Here is an 18,016-nt window from a genome sequence, read left to right as displayed (position 1 = left end):
TGGCGGGTGGTCCAGCCTCGGCCGGGGGTGTTCCGGTGGACGAGTCCGACCGGCCGCCGTTATGAGGTGCGGCCGCATTCGTATCTCGACGGGGAGAACACCACCATCGACCACGGCACCACCACCGAAAACGATCAACCGTGGTGAGTGGCCTGCGCGTGCGGGTGGTGCCGGGCCGCCTACTCGTTTCGGCAGGTCCGCTAGCTGGAATGTCCGACCAGGGCCAGATGGTGGACGAACCAGTCACGGGCCAGCACCGCCACCGCCTCCAGGGCGCCCGGCTGCGTGAACAGGTGGGTGGCAGCAGGTACCACCGCGAGGCGGCTCTCACACCGCAGCTGACTCTGCGCTTCCCGGTTGAGGTCGAGCACGAGCTCGTCGCGCTCACCCACGATCAGCAGTGTGGGGGCGGACACCCGAGCCAGCCGGGATGCAGCCAGGTCTGGTCGCCCGCCGCGGGAGACGACAGCGGTGACTGGCGGGCCGAACTCGGCTGCCGCCCACAGAGCCGCCGCGGCGCCGGTACTCGCACCGAAGTATCCGACGGGAAGGTAGGCGATATCGGGCTCCTCACGCAGCCAGCGGGTGACGCGGATCAGGCGGCGGGCGAGGGTGTCGATGTCGAACACGTTCTCCCGGTCGAGTTCCTCCTCGGGCGTGAGCAGGTCGAACAGCAGAGTGGCCAGGCCGGCGTCGACCAGGACGTCGGAGACGTACCGGTTGCGTGGGCTTTGGCGGCTGCTGCCGCTCCCGTGGGCGAACACGACCAGACCGTGCGGATGGTCGGGAACGGTGAGATCGCCACTCAGTTTTGTCGTGTCTGTTGGAATTCGGACCTCGACGGCATGCGCCGGCGATGCGCCACCGGTCCTCGCGGTGCCTGCGGTCCCGTTGGCATGCACGGTGTGACCGGCCGCCGGGGCGGCGATGAGGGCGGCCCGATGCAGCAGGTCGGTGACCTCTTCATCCGCGGTCTGGGTGAAGTCGACGTAGAAGGCGCCGATGGCGAAGAACTCGTCCGGGGTGGCCAGGCAGACCACCTCCTCGGCGAACTGGTGCAGCCACGCGATCCGTTCCGGCGGACCGACGGGGGCGGCGAGGACAACCCGGGTGGCGCCGGCAGCCCGGACCGCCTGGCAGGCAGCGGCAGCGGTCGCGCCGGTCGCGATCCCGTCGTCAACCACGACCACGGTGCGGCCGGCCAACGGCGCCCGGGGCTGCGATCCGCGGAAGCGTCGGATCCGGCGGTCCAGCTCCACCCGTTCGCGGGCTTCCACCGCGTGGAGATCGGCCGGGGTGATGCTGGTCAGCAGCCGGGTCTCGTCGTTGACGACCAGCACGCCTCCCTCGGCGATGGCGCCCATCGCCAGTTCCGGCTGCACCGGTACACCGAGCTTGCGGACGACGATGACGTCCAGCGGTGCGCCGAGCGCCCGGGCGACCTCGTAGGCGACGACGACACCTCCTCGCGGAAGACCGACGACCACCACCTGCTGGCCGCGGAGATACGCCAGTCGTCGGCCGAGCTCCTGCCCCGCATGTTCGCGATTCTGGAAGAGCATCTCGCCCCTCCCTTCCACCCGCTGTCCGCTCCTGCGCCGCGCAAACCCCCATTTCTTCCTGCCCCGCTGTCTGGCGTCGGAACGTCGGAGCGGCACTGGGCTGACAGGCGGCTCGGCTCGGGCGCTCAGCTGGCTCAGCGGTTCAGCGGTTCAGCGCGCGGAGGATGTAGTCGACCGCGGAGATCGGCGGGGTCCTGCCCTCTCCCCAGGTGGCGGTCGCGTCGAGGCCCACCTGCTCGGCGCGTTCGGAGAGCGCACGGGCGTGCCAGGGGTGGTGGAACATGACGTCGGCACCCAGCGGCAGAGCCTCCGGCGTTCTGGTGTTCGCCGCCCAGAAGGGGACGTCCGAGGCGTCCATCAGGCCGAGCATGTCGACGTTGTGCCGATAGGTGACGATGTCCGGCCGGGTGACGTCGCCGAACTGCTTGATCCCGTAGAAGGCGAGCATGCGCCTGCCCTCGGGGACGGCTTCGATGAGCTTCATGAGACCTGGTTTGAGCTGATCGGCGTAGTCGGCGAAGACGTCGTCACCCCACCGCACGATGTCGTAGGTGGCCTGGGTCTGGTTCACCGCGACGGCCTGTGGGCGGGTCGACATCCGGGCGACGGGGTCGGTGGAGTCCGGGTCCGCGAGGTCGTCGTGGAAGCCGAGCCACAGCGCGGTGCCAGCACCCGCCGAGTTACCGAGGAGGGCGATCCGGTTCGGATCGATGCCGAACGAGTCCGCGTGGTAGCGGATGTACTGCAGGCAGCGCGCCACGTCGGTCATCGGTTTGATGACACCCTCGTCGTCCTCGGCTCCGAGAAGCCGGTAGTTCATGCTGGCGACCGCCGTCCCGGCGGACAGCAGCCGCGCCGGGGTCGAACCGGTGGCTGCGGGGTCGTCGAACCCGTTCGTCCAGAAAGCGGACTTGTCCCCGTTGATGAACCCGCCTCCGTGCAGGTAGATGACGAGCGGCACAGCGGACGCAGCGCCAGCAGAGGCAGGGGCAGGGGCAGGGGCCGACGTGGACGCCGACGCGGTCGCGGATGTCCGCGCGGATGCCGGAAGCGCGATGTCGAAGGCGTTGAGCCGGTCCGCTCCGCAGGAGACGTCGGTGGCGAACCGGACGTCGCTGGCGGTGCCGGTGTCGAACGAAGGGCCGGTGAACGAGATTTCCAGTGGCGCTGGCCGGGGAGTCGGCGCGGCGGCCCGGGAGTCCGCCATCCCCGCGGTGCGCGCGGAGTCCGGTTGGCTGTCAGTCGAGGAGCCGCAGGCGGCCAGCCCGCCGGCCAGGGCGAGACCGGTCATGGCGGAGAGAATCCGGCGTGCGTTCATCCGTGGTCTCCTCGAAGCTGGGCCGGAGAATGAAGGGACCATACTCGGCTGGAACCGGTCCTATGTGGGTCGGCATTGCCGATACCGAGATTCCAGGCGTCTGGCTTCGGGTGTGACGTGTGATTGCATGCCGTGAGGTGATGTCGGTGTACCGCGAATATCAGCCACCCGGTGCCGTGGCGCCGGTGGTGGCCTGCATGTGGGAGCAGGAGCCGGCCGGTGACCACGTCCAGCGGGTGGTGCCGGACGGATGCGTCGATCTGATCTGGCTCGCCGGGCGTGAGCTGGTGGTGGCGGGGCCCGACACCCGTTTCCGCGACGTGGCGCTGCCTGCGGGGGCGTTGTCCTCCGGCGTCCGGCTGCGTCCTGGCGCAGCAGGTGTGGTGCTCGGTGCCCCCGCGTGCGATGTACGTGATCTCCAGATCGATGTGGATCTTCTCTGGGGTGGTCAGGCGTCCCGGAACGCGGGCGACAGCACGGCCGAGCTTCGGGGCCGGCTGGCCGAGGCTGCCCCGGCGCGCAGGTTGGAGCTGCTGGTCGACGTGGTGACCCGCCGGGCCACGGCCCGCCCAGACCCGCTGGTCCGGGCCGCGGTGCGCCACCTTACGCATCCGGGTGCGCGGGTCTCGGTCGTCGCGGCGGAACTCGGGGTCGGCGAGCGTCAGCTTCACCGCAGAATGCTGGGTGCGGTCGGATACGGCCCCAAGATGTTCGCCCGGGTCGCGCGGCTGAGACGGCTGGTGACACTCACCCAGGGGCCAGACTCGTTCTCCTTCTCCTTGGCATCCGTCGCCGTCGCCGCCGGCTATGCGAGCCAGTCGCACATGAACGACGAGGTCCGCCGCCTGACCGGGACCACGGCCGTCCGATTTCTGGAAGACGCCACCGTGACCGCGGCCTAACGTCACCCGCATGCCTGTCGACATCGCATCCGCCGAGCAGTTCGTGCTGGCCAACGGCCGCCTGCTGGAGCGGCACATACTGGCCCGGCTCCTGCACGGCGCGCCGGCGGCGCCGGTGCTGGACGCGCTGCGTGCCTACCGCAACGCGGACGGCGGCTTCGGGCACGCCCTCGAACCCGACGTCCGGACCCCGGGCAGCGAGCCGACCGCGGCCCTGCAGGCGATCGAGGTGCTCGCAGCCGCGGGCGCGCCGGCCGATCCGATGGTGGCCGGCGCCGCTGCCTGGGTGGCGGCGATCGCCCTTCCGGATGGCGGTGTGCCCTTCGTGTTGCCCGGTGCGGCGGCCCATCCGCACGCGCCGTGGATGGTGCCCAGCGAAGGAGGATCCCAGCTCACGTTCGCGTTCGCGGGTGCTCTGGGGCAGCTGCTCTCCGGTGTCGAGCCGCGCGCACGCGCCGCCGATGCCACGCGGGTGTGGCTGGAGCGTGCTACCGAATGGTGCTGGGCGGCCCTGGCGGATCCGGAGTCGCTCGGCGGCTACGTGCTGAAGTTCGCGCTGGACTTTCTCGACCGGGCACCCGACGCGGAACGCGCCAGGCGATCGATCGAGGCACTGCGGCCCCATATCGGAGCCGACGGCTCGGTTCCGGTGCCCGGCGGCATCGAGGGCGAGCGGCTGACCGCGCTGGACCTGTCCCCGCGGCCAGGGCTGCGCAGCCGGGCCCTGTTCAGCGACGAGCAGATCGGTGCAGGGCTGGACCAGCTCGAACAGGGGCAGCGCACGGACGGCGGGTGGACATTCGGCTGGCTCGGATGGTCACCGGCGCAGACGGTGGAATGGCGCGGCATCGTGACGGTGCGCGCGATCGTCACCCTCGCCGCCCACGACCGCATCCCGCACCAGGCCCTCGCCGCCGCGCACCCCTGACGCCACGCCGGTGGCGACAGCGGCAGCCATCAGGTCCCGCCGCGCCGCGGGCAGTCCGGGGTAGGCCGGGAGGAAGACCAGGCCGGCGAGCACCTGGGCGGCGCCCGGCGGCGCGGGTTCGACCGCGGCGATCTGACTGGTGGCGGGGGTCGCGTCGATGCCGGCGGCGCGCAGCTCACGGACCACGCGATCCGGGTCGTCAACGGTGACGGGGAAGACCCAGTGGGTGTGCTGCGGCGCGGCGGCACCCGGGCGAAGCACCCCCGGGCCGAGCGCGGCGGCGAATGCCTCGCCGGCCTCGGTGCGGCGGCGCAGCCGGTGCGAGGGGAACCGGGCCAGCCGCCGGGCGACGGTCCGGGCCAGCGCGTCGCAGGGCCTGCGCCGCAGCCACCGGGTGAAGCCGGGTTCGTCCCGCGGCACCCGGGAACGCACCAGAGCGGTCGGGTCCAGCCGCCCCCCACCGAACAGGAGCCCGTACGGCACCGGATGGGACGCGACGAGCGCCACCAGGCAGGTGAGCACCTTCGATGCGTAGGAGCGCCGGGACTGTTCGGGCCATCCGTCCTGCCGGGCCCGCATGGCGGCGGCGAGCCCGGGCGGGCGTACCCAGGCGACCGCCCCGCCCATCGCGGTCGCGGTCTTGAGCAGCCCGAAGCTGAACAGCGACACGTCGGCCCGCGGATCACCCCGGTCGTCCGGTCCCTGGAGGGACTGCGCACAGTCCTCAACGAGGAGAAGACCGTGGTCGCGCGCTGCCCGCGCGGCGGCGTCCAACGATGACCGAGCGCCGAAGAGGTGCGTGACGACCAGGACCCGGGTCTGCTCGGTGATGGCCGCGTCCAGCGCCCGCTCGTCAACGGCGAGGGTGTTGGGGTCGATGTCCACCGGGACGACCCGCAGTCCGTGCAGCTCGATGAGCCGCACCATGTCCGGGTGGGTCACCGCGGAGATCGCGACCTCGCTTCCGGGGGGAACCTCGGCGGCGCTAAGCAGCAGGTGGAAGGCGGACCGCACCGACAGGCACAACAGGCCTTCCTCGAGCTGTCCCCACCTGGCGGCTCCGGTGCTGGCAYCGGTGGTGAGCCGGGATCCGGAGACGTCCGCCGACCGGCGGCGGGTGCGGGACCAAGCCCCGGTAGCCCCGATGGCCACGGCGAGCAGGGCGGCCAGGACGTCAGCCATGGTCGCGTCGATGCGGTGACGGACGAATAATGCCACGAACAGGTACTTATCACCCGCACCGGAAGCGGTTCAGCGGGGTGGAACAAGGCCGGTCGGGCCCACAGATCCGAGCCCTCTCCGACCGCTTCTTGATCCCGCGTAAGCGCGTGTGCTGCTCGTCGACACCGGCTTTCCGGCGGCGGCGCTCCCGTGGGGTGCGCCGTCCTCCCTGGTGTCCTGGACAGCGGTCTCGCAGCTTTTGCGGGATGACGCGGTACCGCGCGGTTGCGCTGTACGAGGGTGTTGTCGCTGATCGGGAGCGGGTGCTCGGGCCCGATCACCCTTCGACGCGGAACGCCAGGGCGTTGCTCGCCGAGGTGTCCGCTTCGACGCCCGGCGAAGCCTGACCCCGATCTGGATGCCCCGCTCCCGGGAACGTCACGTCGTTTCCGTGGACGTCTCCGTGGACGTCGGCTCGGAGACGCTGATGTGGCGGGGCTGGCTGCGGTGGGCCTTCGGCAGGCGCAGTGTCAGGACGCCGCAGTCGAGGCTGGCGGTTGTCGTATCCGGGTTGACCTCGCCGGGGACGGCGATCGCGTGCTCGAAACGACCGGTGCGCCGGCCCTGGCGGCGTAGGGTTCCGCGGGCTTCCCGTTCCCTGACCTCGCCACTCACCGTCAGCTCGTTGTCCCGCAGGTCGATCGACAGATCCTCGGACCGGACACCGGGCAGCTCCAGCTCCACGATGAAGGCGTCGTCGGTCTCCTCGATGTCCAGGCCGGGCGTCCGGCCGGCCAGGACGCCGTAGGGCCGGCGTTCGCCTCCGACGACGTCACCGAGCAGGCTGCCCATTCGGCTCCAGGCGTCCTCGATCTCGCGGAACGGGTCCCAGCGGACGGTCGGGAGCGGTCGGTCGCCCCCGGCGCGCACAGGATGAGACATGATCGTGGTACCTCCCTCGATGCCCTCGGTCGGCTACCTGGCGATGGTCTGTCCGCGCCGTCCGACCGGCAACTCGGGCGGGCGCAGGCGGCCTGATCGGCCTGATCGGGTACGGCAGGAGCCGCTACGGCCCACCGAACGCTCGCCGAGTTTTGGGGCGGCAACCAGTGGTATCGCACAGTCAGGCGCCATCGGTCCGGTGAGACAGCATCGGCGGGTCCGGTGACACAGACGACGGCGGCCGGTGATCGTGGTTCTCCCACGGGTGCTGGAAAACCCGCGAGCCAGGTGCGCGCCCGTGACGGCTTTCGACGGCAACCGCCCGTTTTCGGTGGCAACGCTGCGCAGGACGATCCCCCAGCGGGAGGACATTGTGGGAAAGGCTGTTGGAATAGACCTGGGGACGACCAACTCGGTTATCGCGGTCGTCGAGGGCGGTCAGCCGACCGTCGTTCCCAACTCCGAGGGCTCGCGCACGACACCGTCGGTGGTCGCCTTCACGGAGAGCGGCGAGCGGCTGGTGGGTGAGCTGGCGCGCCGGCAGGCGATCCTCAACCCGAAGGGCACGATCACCTCGGTGAAGCGGTTCATCGGCCGCCGTTACAGCGAGGTGGCCAGTGAGCTCAAGACCGTCACCTTCGATCTGGAGCCGGGAAAGGACGACGCCGTCCGGATCGCGGTGCGCGGGCGCCGGTACGCGCCCGAGGAGATCTCGGCGATGGTGCTGCGCAAGCTGGTGGACGACGCCGGCCGGTTCCTGGGGGAGCGGGTCACTGAAGCGGTGATCACCGTACCGGCCTATTTCAACGACGCGCAGCGACAGGCCACCAAGGACGCCGGCCGGATCGCCGGCCTGGAGGTCCTGCGGATCATCAACGAGCCGACTGCGGCGGCGCTCGCCTACGGGCTGGAGAAACGGTCACATGAGACCGTCCTGGTGTTCGACCTCGGCGGCGGCACGTTCGACGTCTCGGTTCTCGACGTGGGTGACGGCATCGTCGAGGTGCGGGCGACGGCGGGTGACACCCACCTGGGCGGCAACGACTGGGACCGCCGCCTGGTGGACGTCCTCGCGGACGACTTCGCGAAGACGTCCGGTATCGATCTGCGTAAGGATCCGCAGGCGCTGCAGCGGCTGTTCGAGGCGGCGGAGAAAGCCAAGATCGAGCTTTCGTCGGTCACCCAGACGCAGGTCAGTCTGCCTTTCATCACGGCCGACGCGAACGGTCCCCAGCACCTGAGCACGACGCTCACCCGGGCGCAGTTCGAGGCGAGCACGTCCGACCTGCTGGAGCGGTGCACACCCGCGCTGCGCCAGGCGATGAAGGACGCGAAGACCGCGGAGCAGGACATCGACGAGGTCATTCTGGTCGGCGGTGCGACCAGAATGCCGGCGGTGCAGGCCGCGGTGCGCCGGTTCACGGCCGGCAAGGACCCGAACATGACCGTCAATCCGGACGAGGTCGTCGCCGTCGGTGCCGCCGTGCAGGCCGCGGTGCTCAAGGGCGAGGTGTCCGACGTGCTGCTGCTCGACGTCACCCCGCTCTCGCTCGGAGTGGAGACGCTCGGTGGTGTGAGCACCAGGGTGATAGAGCGCAACACCACGATTCCCGCCCGGCGCACGGAGACGTTCTCGACAGCCGAGGACAACCAGTCGGCCGTCGACATCGTGGTGTTGCAGGGCGAGCGTGAGATGGCCGCGGACAATCGGACGCTGGGCCGTTTCCGGCTGGAGGGAATACGCCCGGCGGCCCGCGGCGAGGCCCGTGTGGACGTCACCTATGACATCGATGCCAACGGCATTCTGAAGGTCACCGCGAAAGACGCCGACACCGGCGCGGAACAGCAGATCACCATTTCCGAGAACACGAACCTGCCGTCGGAGGACATTGACCGGATGGTCGCCGACGCCGAGCGCAACCGTGCGGAGGACGCGGCGCTGCGCGAGAACGCCGACGCCCGCAACCAGCTCGACACGATCGTCTACCAGGTGGAACGTCGGCTGACGGAACTCGGCGACGAGGTGCCGGTGCACGAGCGGGCCCGTGCCGATCAGCTGATCACCGATGCCCGCCGGGCGCTGGAGGAGCGGGCCGATCTCGACCGGGTCCGCCCGCTGGTGAACGATCTTCAGCAGGTGCTCTACGGCCTGCCGTCGGCGGCGGCGCGGGAGACGGCGTCGGCGCCGAGCGGCGGTCGCTCCGCGGGAACGGGAACGGGAGCGGGAACTGGAGCCGGAGCCGGCGGGCCCGGTGAGGCTGGCGGGTCTGGCGGGGCTGGTGCTGGACGGGGCGGCGCGGCAGGTGACGATGTGATCGACGCCGAGTTCACCACCCGCGGCGATGACTGAGAACGGGCGTCCCGAGAAGGCGCCGGCGGCGCCGGAACTGGCGGTCGAGCTGGAGGAATGCCGGGACCGACAGCTGCGGACGCTGGCCGACTTCGACAACTTCCGCCGCCGCACCGGCCGGGAGCTGGCGGCGGCCCGGACCGCCGAGCGGGACCGGGTCGTGCTCGCCTGGCTGCCCGTGCTCGATCACCTTGAGCTGGCACTGTCGCACGCGTCCGCTGACCCCGGCTCGCTGCTCGACGGGGTGCGCGGGGTGCGCCAGCTCGCGCTGGAGGCGCTGCGCCGCTGCGGTGTCGTCCGGCTGGACGACGAGCACGGCCCGTTCGACCCGAATCGGCACGAGGCGGGCGCGGTGGTCGACGTCTCGGCCACACCGGACCCGCCACCCGCCGGCACCGTGATGGACGTCCTGCGTTCCGGGTTCGCCGCGGACGGCCGGGTGCTGCGGCCCGCGTCGGTCGCGGTGAGCGCCGGCCCGCACACGGGGACGCCGCAGACAGCGCAGGCGCCACAGACAGCGCAGGCGCCACGTGCGCTTCAGACGCCATGGACGGTGGGCCGTCGGCCGGAAGCACCGCGGCCGGAAGCACCGCGGCCGGAATCGCCGCGGCCGGACGGGCCGAGGCCGGCGGGGCGACCGGCCTGGACGCCGCCGGGGACGTCGCCGTGAGCGGCGGCGCGACCGGGGCGACCGGGGCGACCGGCCAGGACTTCTACGAGGTCCTCGGCGTTCCCAGGGACGCCGACGCGGACGCGATCCAGCGGGCGTACCGCAAGCTCGCCCGGAAGTACCACCCGGACATCAACTCCGATCCGTCGGCCGAGGAACGGTTCAAGGATCTGTCCGAGGCGTACGACGTGCTCTCCGACCCGGGTGCCCGGGCCCGCTACGACCGGTTCGGCGCCGACTTCCGCCGCGTCCCCGAAGGGGCGGAGCACTGGGCGGCAGGGGCGCGGGCCGGCGCCCGCCGAGGCGGTCGGGCCGGGGCCGGTGGAGCCGGTGGGGGAGCCGGCCAGCGGTTCGGTTTCGAGGACGCCGAGGGCTTTCGCGGCTTCGACGGAGGATTCGGCGGCGGCTTCGAGGGGTTCGAGGGGTTCGACATCGGCGACCTGTTCGGCATGGGCGCGCACGCCTTCTCCCGCCGGCGGGGCGGTGCCGGCCCGGTGCCTGGTGCCGACCAGGAGGCGGAGATCCAGGCCACCCTGAGCGAGGCGTACCACGGCGGGCGGCGCCGGGTGACGCTACCGGGCGCCGACGGCCCGCGGGAGATCGAGGTGACGATCCCCGCGGGCATCCGCGACGGCCAGCGGCTGCGGCTCGCCGGCCAGGGCGGGCGCGGCCGGGGCGGCGGGAGCGCCGGCGACCTGTACCTGGTGGTGCGGCTGCTGCCCGACCCGCGGTTCCGGGTCGAGGGGCGAGACGTCCACACCGAACTGCCGCTGACGCCGTGGGAGGCCGCACTGGGGACCACGGTCAGCCTGGGCACGCCGGACGGCGAGCGGGTGAGCCTCGCCGTGCCGGCGGGCACCTCCAGCGGCCGCCGGCTGCGCCTGCGAGGCCGGGGCCTGCCCGGACGGAAACAACCGAGCGGCGGTGACCTCTACGCGCAGGTTCGGATCATGGTCCCGGCCAGCCCGACGGAACGTGAGACGGAGCTGTTCCGCGAGCTCGCCCGGGATTCCTCCTTCAACCCCAGGGAGGCGGCATGACGGTGAGGGAGGCGGCATGAGCGCGCTGCTCGTCCGGGTCCAGCCGCGGGGCGACCGTCCCGCGGGCAGCGGCCCCGACAGACCCGGTGGCCCCGACAGACCCGGTGGCYCCGACCGCCCTGGCGGCGCGGACCGTCCCGGCGGCCCCGACCGCCTCGAGCTCGACGCGTTCTGCGCCGTGACCCACCTGCATCCCGACCTGGTCCGCAGGCTGGTCGCGCTGGGCCTGCTCGACGCCGAGACCGACCCGGGTGGCCGGTACGTCCTGGAAGCGCGGGCGGTGGCCCGCGCCGGGCGCATCGAACGGCTGCGGCGCGATCTCGGGATCACCTACACGGCGTCCGGGGTCGTGCTCGACCTGCTCGACCGCATCGACGATCTGGAACGGCTGCTGCGAGCCGACCGACCCGCCCGAGGCGAGGTGCTGCATCGATGGACATGAACCGGCTGACCGAGAAGTCCCGCGAGGCGCTGGACGAGGCCCAGGCCCGCGCCGTCCGCCAGGGCAACGCCGAGGTCGACGGCGAGCATCTGCTCGCCGCGCTGCTCGAACCGTCCGAAGGCCTCGTCCGGCGGCTGGTGGCGGATGTCGGTGCCGACCCGGCCGCGCTGGCGGAGGCGGTCACGGCCGAGCTGGACCGGCGGCCGCGGGTGTCCGGGCCGGGCGCGCGCCCGGGCGAGGTGTACGTGACCCAGCGGATGGCCCGCCTGCTGGACACCGCCGCCCGCGAGGCGGCGCGGCTGCGTGACGACTACGTCTCGGTGGAGCATCTCGCGCTCGCCCTCGCCGAGGAGGGCCCGACGACCGCGGCCGGGCGTCTGCTGACCGGCAGCGGTGTGACCAGGGAGAAGCTGCTCGCCGCCCTCACCGGGATCCGTGGGAACCAGCGGGTGACCTCGCCGAACCCGGAGGCGACCTACGAGGCGCTGGAGAAGTACGGCCAGGACCTCGTCGCCGCCGCGGCCGAAGGCCGCCTGGACCCGGTCATCGGGCGGGACGCCGAGATCCGCCGGGTGATCCAGATCCTCTCCCGGAAGACGAAGAACAACCCGGTGCTGCTGGGTGACCCGGGGGTGGGCAAGACGGCGATCGTCGAGGGCCTCGCCCAGCGCATCCACCACGGGGACGTCCCCGAGGGGCTGCGCGACCGGATCGTGTTCCGGCTGGACCTGGCGGCGTTGATCGCCGGGGCGAAGTACCGCGGGGAGTTCGAGGAGCGGCTCACCGCGGTGCTGGCCGAGGTCAAGGCCGCGCAGGGCCGGATCCTGCTGTTCGTCGACGAGCTGCACACGGTCGTCGGTGCCGGTGCGGCCGAAGGCGCGATGGACGCCGGGAACATGCTCAAGCCGATGCTGGCCCGCGGCGAGCTGCACCTGATCGGCGCGACGACGGTGGAGGAGTACCGCCGGCACATCGAGTCCGACGCCGCGTTCGAGCGCCGGTTCCAGCCGGTGGCGGTCGACGAGCCGTCCGTCGCCGACTCGATCTCGATCCTGCGCGGGCTGCGGGAACGGTTCGAGATCTTCCACGGGGTGCGCATCCAGGACGGCGCCCTGGTGGCGGCGGCGGTGCTGTCGCATCGCCACATCAGCGACCGGTTCCTGCCCGACAAGGCGATCGATCTCGTCGACGAGGCCTGCGCCATGCTGCGCACCGACATCGACTCCATGCCCGCCGCCCTCGATGAGACCACCAGACGGGTCACCCGGCTGGAGATCGAGGAGGCGGCGCTGGCCAAGGAGGACGACCCGGCCAGCGTCGCCCGGCTCGACCAGCTCCGCAAGGAGCTCACCGACCTGCGGGCCGAGGCGGACGCCATGCGGGCCCGGTGGGAGTCCGAGCGCCAGGCGATCCGCCGGGTGCGGGACCTGCGCGAGGAGGTCGAGCAGGTACGCCGGCGCGCCGAGGAGGCCGAACGTGCCTACGACCTGAACACCGCCGCCGAGCTGCGCCACGGGAAGCTGCCCGACCTGCGCCGGCGCCTCGCCGCCGAGGAGGACCGGCTCGGCGGGCGCCAGCAGGGCCAGCCGCTGCTGCGCGAGCAGGTCACCGAGGACGAGATCGCCGACATCGTGTCCCGCTGGACGGGCATCCCCGTCACCCGCCTCGTCGAGAGCGAACGGGAAAAGCTGCTGCGCCTGGACGACATCCTGCACGAGCGGGTGGTCGGCCAGGACGAGGCCGTCGGGCTGGTCGCCGACGCGGTCATCCGGGCCCGGGCCGGCATCCGCGACCAGCGGCGCCCGGTCGGATCGTTCCTGTTCCTCGGCCCGACGGGCGTCGGGAAGACCGAGCTCGCCCGCGCGCTGTGCGAGGCGCTGTTCGACTCCGAGGACGCGATGATCCGCATCGACATGAGCGAGTACCAGGAGCGCCACACCGTCAGCCGGCTCATCGGGTCGCCGCCCGGCTACGTGGGCCACGAGGAGGGCGGCCAGCTCACCGAGGCCGTGCGCCGCAAGCCGTACAGCGTCGTTCTGCTCGACGAGATCGAGAAGGCGCACGCCGACGTCTTCAACACGCTGCTGCAGGTCCTCGACGACGGCCGGCTCACCGACGGCCGCGGCCGCACGGTCTCCTTCTCCGACACCGTCATCATCATGACCTCGAACATCGGCTCGCAGTGGCTGCTCGACGGGGTGGGGCCGGACGGCGACATCGACGAGGAGGCCCGTTCCCGGGTGACGGCCGAGCTGCGGGAGCGGTTCCGGCCGGAGTTCCTCAACCGGCTCGACGAGACCGTGCTGTTCAAGCCGCTGACCCTGGTCGAGATCGAGCGGATCGTCACCCTGCTCCTCGCGGACCTGCGCGTCCGCCTGGCCGAGCGTCGGATCACACTGGAGATCACCGACGAGGCCCGGGAGTTCATCGCCCGGGAGGGTTTCGACCCGGTGTTCGGCGCCCGGCCGCTGCGCCGCTTCATCCAGCGGGAGGTCGAGACCCGCATCGGTCGGGCCCTGGTCGCCGGCGAGGTGGCGGACGGGTCGGGTATCGTGATCGACCTCGCCGGCGAACATCTGGCTCTCGCTCACCAGGCACCGCGCTCGGCTGCCGTCGCCGTCGGCGGCGGGTGAGCCCGTGGTCAGCGGTCCGTGAGTCGTGAGCCGTGGTCAGCGGTGCGTGACGACCCGGGCTGAGGATCTGGCCGGGTGGTGCAGCTCGTTGTGGGTGTTGGCCCAGGCGTAGGCTTCGGCCGCGACCCGGGTGAACGACGCCGGCCCGAGCCGGCACTCGGTGCACGAGACACCGAACAGCCGGCTCAGCGTCCGCCCGCCGAAGGTCGGGGCCGGATCGTCGTCACGCGCCGCGTCGGGGCGGCGCCGGAACAGGCCCATCAGGCCGACCTCGGAGCACACACCGTGGTCGTGCGCCGCGGGTTCAGCTTCATCAGGCTCAGCCTCATCAGCAGATCGTAGGACGAACCCGTCTCGGACTCGACTGGTAAGGCCGAAGCGTCATGCGAGGAAGGGAACCGGCGCGGGTCAGCGCGCGGAGCCGTCGACGACCTCGAACACGTCGGGGGAGGTCCGATGGGAGGCCGAGCGCACCCGGTGAGCCCACTCGTCGCGGGGCCAGGTCGTCGTCGTGGACCAGCGCAGTCGATCAAGCCGGGCGGCGCAGAGGACAGCCTCGCCGAGGTCGGTGTCACGGACGTCCGCCCCGCGCAGATCGACGCGGAGCAGGCGCGCACCGGCCAGCCGGAGCCCACGCAGGTCCGCCCCCCGCAGGTCCGCGGTGTCCAGGACGGCGTCCGTCGCATCGGCGCCCCGCAGGACCGCACCGCGCAGGACGATCTCGGCGGCATCCGCTCCCCGCAGGTCGGCGCGCCCGAGAAAGGCGCCACGCAGATCGGCCCGGCGCAGGTACACCCGGCCCAGATCGGCGCCGCGCAGGTCCGCGCGGCTGAGATAGGTGCCGACGAGCAGCGCCCCGTGCAGGTCCGCGCCGGACAGCGCGGCGCTGCTCAGGTCGGCGTCCCGCAGATCGGCACCGCGCAGGCACGCCCCGCGCAGGTCCGCTCCGCGCAGGTCGGCGCCGCTGAGGAAGGCCCCGCGCAGGTCTGCCCCGCGCAGGTTCCGGCCGGTGAAGGTCCGGCCGGCCAGGTCGGCGCCAGCACGGCCGGCCCCCGCCTCGGAGCGTCCGGCCCCGGTGGTTCCGGTGGTTCCAGGGGTTCCAGCCGTTACCGCGGCACCAGCGGGCCGTGCGCGGATCGCGGCGAGGAGCCCGGTGAGTGGGTGGCTCCACCACGCTGACGTGACGGGTAACTCCTCCGACGGCCGCACCGCCTGGTACGGCCGAAGCGCCCCGTTGTGCTCGTCCCGCGTCATAGACGGTGAGATTAGCCACATTGTGGCTGACAGGGGAGTAGTTGCGCCCAACCGATCGTCTGGCCGCCACCGCCCGGGATCTTGGTCGCTGGGGAGCCGACAGCAACTCGCGAGCTCAGGGTTGCCGCCGGGATTGCTGTTGCTGCCGGGCAAGAGCGAAGGATATTGGCTCTTGGAACGACCAAAATCCTTCACTCTTCCGGCGAGCCGAGCCCGAGCCCGAGCCGAGCCCGAGCCGAGCCCGAGCCGAGCCCGAGCCTGGGTGGGTCGGGCCGCCGGGCACGGGGGAGCTGCCGTCAGAGGATCGCGCCATGTTCCTTGAGGCGCAGGATCTCCTCCCAGGTCAGCCCGAGTTCGAGCAGGACGTCCTCGGTGTGCTCGCCGTGTTCGGGCGCGCGGGTAGGGCTTCCTGGACGTCCGTCGAACTGCACGGGGGTCGTGACCATCGGCATCCCGAAGCCGCCGCCCGTCTGGACCTCGGTGACATAGCCGTTGGCGGCCACCTGCGGATCATCGTGCACCTCACCCGGATGCTGGGTGACCGCCCATTCGCCCCCGAATCCGGCGAGGGCCTCCCGCCAGGCCGCCAGCGGGCGTGCGGCGAAGATCGCGTCGAGCTCGTCGACGCAGGCGGGGGCGTTGCGGCGCCGGGCGTCGAGGTCCACGAAACGCGGGTCGGTGGCCAGGTCGGACCGGCCCAGGGCATCGCAGAGCGCGGGCCAGTTGCGGTCCGGGGACAGCATCATCAGCGCGACGAAGCGGCCGTCGGCGGTCCGGTACGGCAGCATCAGCGGATTCCAGGCCCGGCGCCGGACGGACCGGGCGCCGGTGGAGCCGCCAGGTTCCGCGGTGCCGTCTGGTTCCTCCGCGGTGCCGCCGGGATCTACGGTGCCGCCGGGATCCACGGTGTCGCCAGGCTCCGCGGAGCCGCCTGGTTCCAGGCTGCCAGCCGGTTCCAGGCTGCCACCCGGTTCGGTGCTGCCGTCCGGTTCCGCGGAGCCGCCGGCGGGTTCCGCGGCTGAGCGTTCGGCCTGGTCGATCCAGGCGTTGATGATGTCCGGCTGAACCTGCCAGAGGCCCGCGGCCAGCAGTGATCCGTCGACGAGCGCGCCCTCCCCGGTCGTCGCCCGGCGGTACAGGGCGGCGCTGACCCCGCCGGCCAGTGCCAGCCCGGCGACCAGATCCCCGAAGGCCGGCCGCGGCGGCCCCGGCCACTGCGCGTCCGCCGTGCCTGCCGCACCCGCCGCACCCGCCGCACCCGCCGCATCCGCCGTGCCCGGTGCGCCGAGCAGGTGCTGCATGCCGCTGCGGGCCCAGAACGCCCCGGCGTCGTAGCCGCCGCGGTGCGCGTCCGGCCCGCGGGCACCGAACGCGCTGGCCCGGACGTAGACGATCGACGGGTGCCGCCCGCGGATGTCGTCGACGTCGATGCCCAGCCGGCGCCGGGCGCCCTCACGCAGGTTGGTCACGAACACGTCGCTGCCGGCCAGGAGCCGGTCGAGCAGCTCGCGTCCCCGCGGGTGGGTCAGGTCGATGCCGACCGACCGCTTCCCCCGGTTCGCGGACTGGAAGTAGGGATCGACTCCCCGGTACTCGGGATGCAGGCCGACGGTGGTCAGGGCCCGGTAGGGATCGCCCGTCCCGGGATGCTCGACCTTGACGACCTGGGCACCCCATTCGGCCAGGACCGCGCTCGCCACCGGCCCGAACACATGGGTGGCGACCTCCAGCACGCGCACCCCGGACATCGGGCCGCCACCGACCACGCCACCCACCCCCGTTCCCCGTCGCGGTCTCCCAGGTCAGGGCTCCGTGTTGTCGCCGAGACCGTGCAGGCACCGGGCGAGCCAGTCCGCCGCCAGCGCGAACCTCCGCTCGGCCCGGCGGGCCTGCATCGTCGCGTCCGCCCGGTCCGCGCGTTCGTATGATCCCAGGTAGCGGATTTTGCGGCTGATGCGGTGCAGGCCCATCAGGGCCTCGCTGACCGGCCGGTCGCCGATGTGGCCCTCGGCGTCGATGGAGAAGCAGTACCGGCCGAGGCCCTCGCCAGTCGGCCGGGACTCGACCCGCAGCAGGTTGACCCCGCGCACGGCCCATTCCCGCAGCACCTCCAGCAGCGCGTCGGGGCCGTCGGCCTCCGGCCACACGACCACCGAGGTCTTGTCCCGGCCGGTCGGCGCCGCGGCCCGGCCCGGCGGCCCGAGCAGGACGAAGCGGGTCGTCGCGGTGGCGGCGTCGTTGACGTCGGTGACCAGGGCCTCCAGCCCGTAGCGGCGCGCGGCGAACTCGCCGGCGAAGGCGCAGTCGTAGCGGCCGTCCCGGACCAGCCGGGCTCCCTCGGCGTTGGACGCCGCCGACTCCCACACGGCGTGCGGGAGGTGCCGGGCGAGCCAGCGCCGCACCTGCGCCTGGGCGACCGGATGACCGGTGACGCTCTTGACGTCGTCCAGGGTGGTGCCCGGACGTACCAGCAGCGCGAAGCTGATCGGTAGCAGGACCTCCCGACGGATCGTGAGCGGCTGGCCGGTGGCGAGCTCGTCGAGGGTTGCGGTCACCGGCCCCTCCACCGAGTTCTCGATCGGCACGAGCGCCGCCGCGGCGTCGCCGTCGCGTACGGCGTCCAGTGCGGCGGCCACCGTCGCGGACGGGAACAGCTCGTGGGTGGTGGCCTCGGGCAGCGTGCCCAGCGCGGCCTCGGTGAAGGTCCCCTCCGGCCCGAGGTAGGTGCATCGCTGCGGGTGAGCAGGCAAAAGATCCTTTCCCGGACGGGGCCGGCGGCGGCTGTCGCCTGCCTGCCGGGGAACGTCGAACACC

Annotated in this window: 15 protein-coding genes; 7 read left to right on the top strand and 8 right to left on the bottom strand. The window is 72.3% G+C overall.

The annotated features are described in order from the left end of the window. Positions 1–200 precede the first annotated feature (200 nt). Together CcI49_RS33300 and CcI49_RS33295 are read right to left on the bottom strand one after the other, a co-directional pair. Positions 201–1,562, bottom strand: coding sequence for a phosphoribosyltransferase family protein (locus CcI49_RS33300; protein ID WP_054565581.1), 1,362 nt, complete (start codon positions 1,560–1,562; stop codon positions 201–203). A gap of 142 nt (positions 1,563–1,704) precedes the next feature. Beyond that, the gene (locus CcI49_RS33295; RefSeq protein ID WP_076833292.1) at positions 1,705–2,880 is read right to left on the bottom strand and encodes an alpha/beta hydrolase fold domain-containing protein; all 1,176 of its coding nucleotides are present in this window, start codon (positions 2,878–2,880) and stop codon (positions 1,705–1,707) included. A gap of 140 nt (positions 2,881–3,020) precedes the next feature. Between CcI49_RS33295 and CcI49_RS33290 the strand changes: the two genes are divergently transcribed. After that, positions 3,021–3,782: a helix-turn-helix domain-containing protein gene (locus CcI49_RS33290; RefSeq protein WP_076833289.1), complete on the top strand. Its 762-nt coding sequence runs from the start codon at positions 3,021–3,023 to the stop codon at positions 3,780–3,782. 10 nt (positions 3,783–3,792) lie between these two features. Continuing rightward, complete coding sequence (locus CcI49_RS33285; RefSeq protein ID WP_076833286.1) at positions 3,793–4,710, top strand: hypothetical protein; 918 nt, start codon at positions 3,793–3,795, stop codon at positions 4,708–4,710. On the opposite strand, the gene CcI49_RS33280 is transcribed toward CcI49_RS33285, so the two are convergent. After that, positions 4,600–5,928, bottom strand: a complete 1,329-nt coding sequence (locus CcI49_RS33280; RefSeq protein ID WP_083749861.1) for an aminotransferase class I/II-fold pyridoxal phosphate-dependent enzyme — start codon at positions 5,926–5,928, stop codon at positions 4,600–4,602. The two genes, CcI49_RS33285 and CcI49_RS33280, sit on opposite strands and share 111 nt — an antisense overlap. Positions 5,929–6,309: 381 nt before the next feature. Then, the gene (locus CcI49_RS33275) at positions 6,310–6,813 is read right to left on the bottom strand and encodes an Hsp20/alpha crystallin family protein (protein WP_054565578.1); all 504 of its coding nucleotides are present in this window, start codon (positions 6,811–6,813) and stop codon (positions 6,310–6,312) included. 373 nt (positions 6,814–7,186) lie between these two features. Here CcI49_RS33275 and dnaK point away from each other — a divergent pair, with 373 nt between their 5' ends. The 5 genes from dnaK to clpB are packed head-to-tail and all read left to right on the top strand — an operon-like array spanning position 7,187 to position 13,948. Continuing rightward, positions 7,187–9,163: a molecular chaperone DnaK gene (dnaK, locus tag CcI49_RS33270; protein WP_076833283.1), complete on the top strand. Its 1,977-nt coding sequence runs from the start codon at positions 7,187–7,189 to the stop codon at positions 9,161–9,163. Next, complete coding sequence (gene grpE, locus CcI49_RS33265; protein WP_076833280.1) at positions 9,156–9,833, top strand: nucleotide exchange factor GrpE; 678 nt, start codon at positions 9,156–9,158, stop codon at positions 9,831–9,833. Before dnaK ends, grpE begins: the two co-directional genes overlap by 8 nt. Continuing rightward, the gene (locus CcI49_RS33260) at positions 9,830–10,873 is read left to right on the top strand and encodes a DnaJ C-terminal domain-containing protein (protein WP_076833339.1); all 1,044 of its coding nucleotides are present in this window, start codon (positions 9,830–9,832) and stop codon (positions 10,871–10,873) included. The genes grpE and CcI49_RS33260 overlap by 4 nt, the downstream gene beginning before the upstream one ends. 16 nt (positions 10,874–10,889) lie before the next feature. Beyond that, positions 10,890–11,315, top strand: coding sequence for a chaperone modulator CbpM (locus tag CcI49_RS33255; protein ID WP_076833277.1), 426 nt, complete (start codon positions 10,890–10,892; stop codon positions 11,313–11,315). After that, positions 11,306–13,948: an ATP-dependent chaperone ClpB gene (gene clpB, locus CcI49_RS33250; protein WP_076833273.1), complete on the top strand. Its 2,643-nt coding sequence runs from the start codon at positions 11,306–11,308 to the stop codon at positions 13,946–13,948. The genes CcI49_RS33255 and clpB overlap by 10 nt, the downstream gene beginning before the upstream one ends. 36 nt (positions 13,949–13,984) lie before the next feature. Here the strand turns inward: clpB and CcI49_RS33245 are convergent, their stop codons facing one another. From CcI49_RS33245 to pheA, 4 genes are all read right to left on the bottom strand, one after another. Beyond that, positions 13,985–14,209 carry a hypothetical protein gene (locus tag CcI49_RS33245; protein ID WP_054566483.1) on the bottom strand — a complete coding sequence of 75 codons (225 nt, stop codon included), beginning with the start codon at positions 14,207–14,209 and terminating at the stop codon, positions 13,985–13,987. 147 nt (positions 14,210–14,356) lie between these two features. Further along, positions 14,357–15,202 (bottom strand): pentapeptide repeat-containing protein, encoded by an 846-nt coding sequence (locus CcI49_RS33240; RefSeq protein ID WP_054565573.1) that lies wholly within the window; start codon positions 15,200–15,202, stop codon positions 14,357–14,359. 296 nt (positions 15,203–15,498) lie between these two features. Beyond that, entirely contained in the window at positions 15,499–16,950 is a 1,452-nt protein-coding gene (locus tag CcI49_RS33235) for a CoA transferase (protein WP_076833336.1), read from the bottom strand. Between the two features lie 54 nt (positions 16,951–17,004). After that, a complete protein-coding gene (gene pheA, locus CcI49_RS33230; RefSeq protein ID WP_054566481.1) occupies positions 17,005–17,952 on the bottom strand; it encodes a prephenate dehydratase in 948 nt (315 codons plus the stop codon). Positions 17,953–18,016: the final 64 nt, after the last annotated feature.

The sequence above is a fragment of the Frankia sp. CcI49 genome (assembly GCF_001983215.1).
Classification (GTDB): domain Bacteria; phylum Actinomycetota; class Actinomycetes; order Frankiales; family Frankiaceae; genus Parafrankia; species Parafrankia irregularis.
Note: the sequence above shows the minus strand (reverse complement) of the source record. Positions and strands in the feature narration are given on the sequence as shown.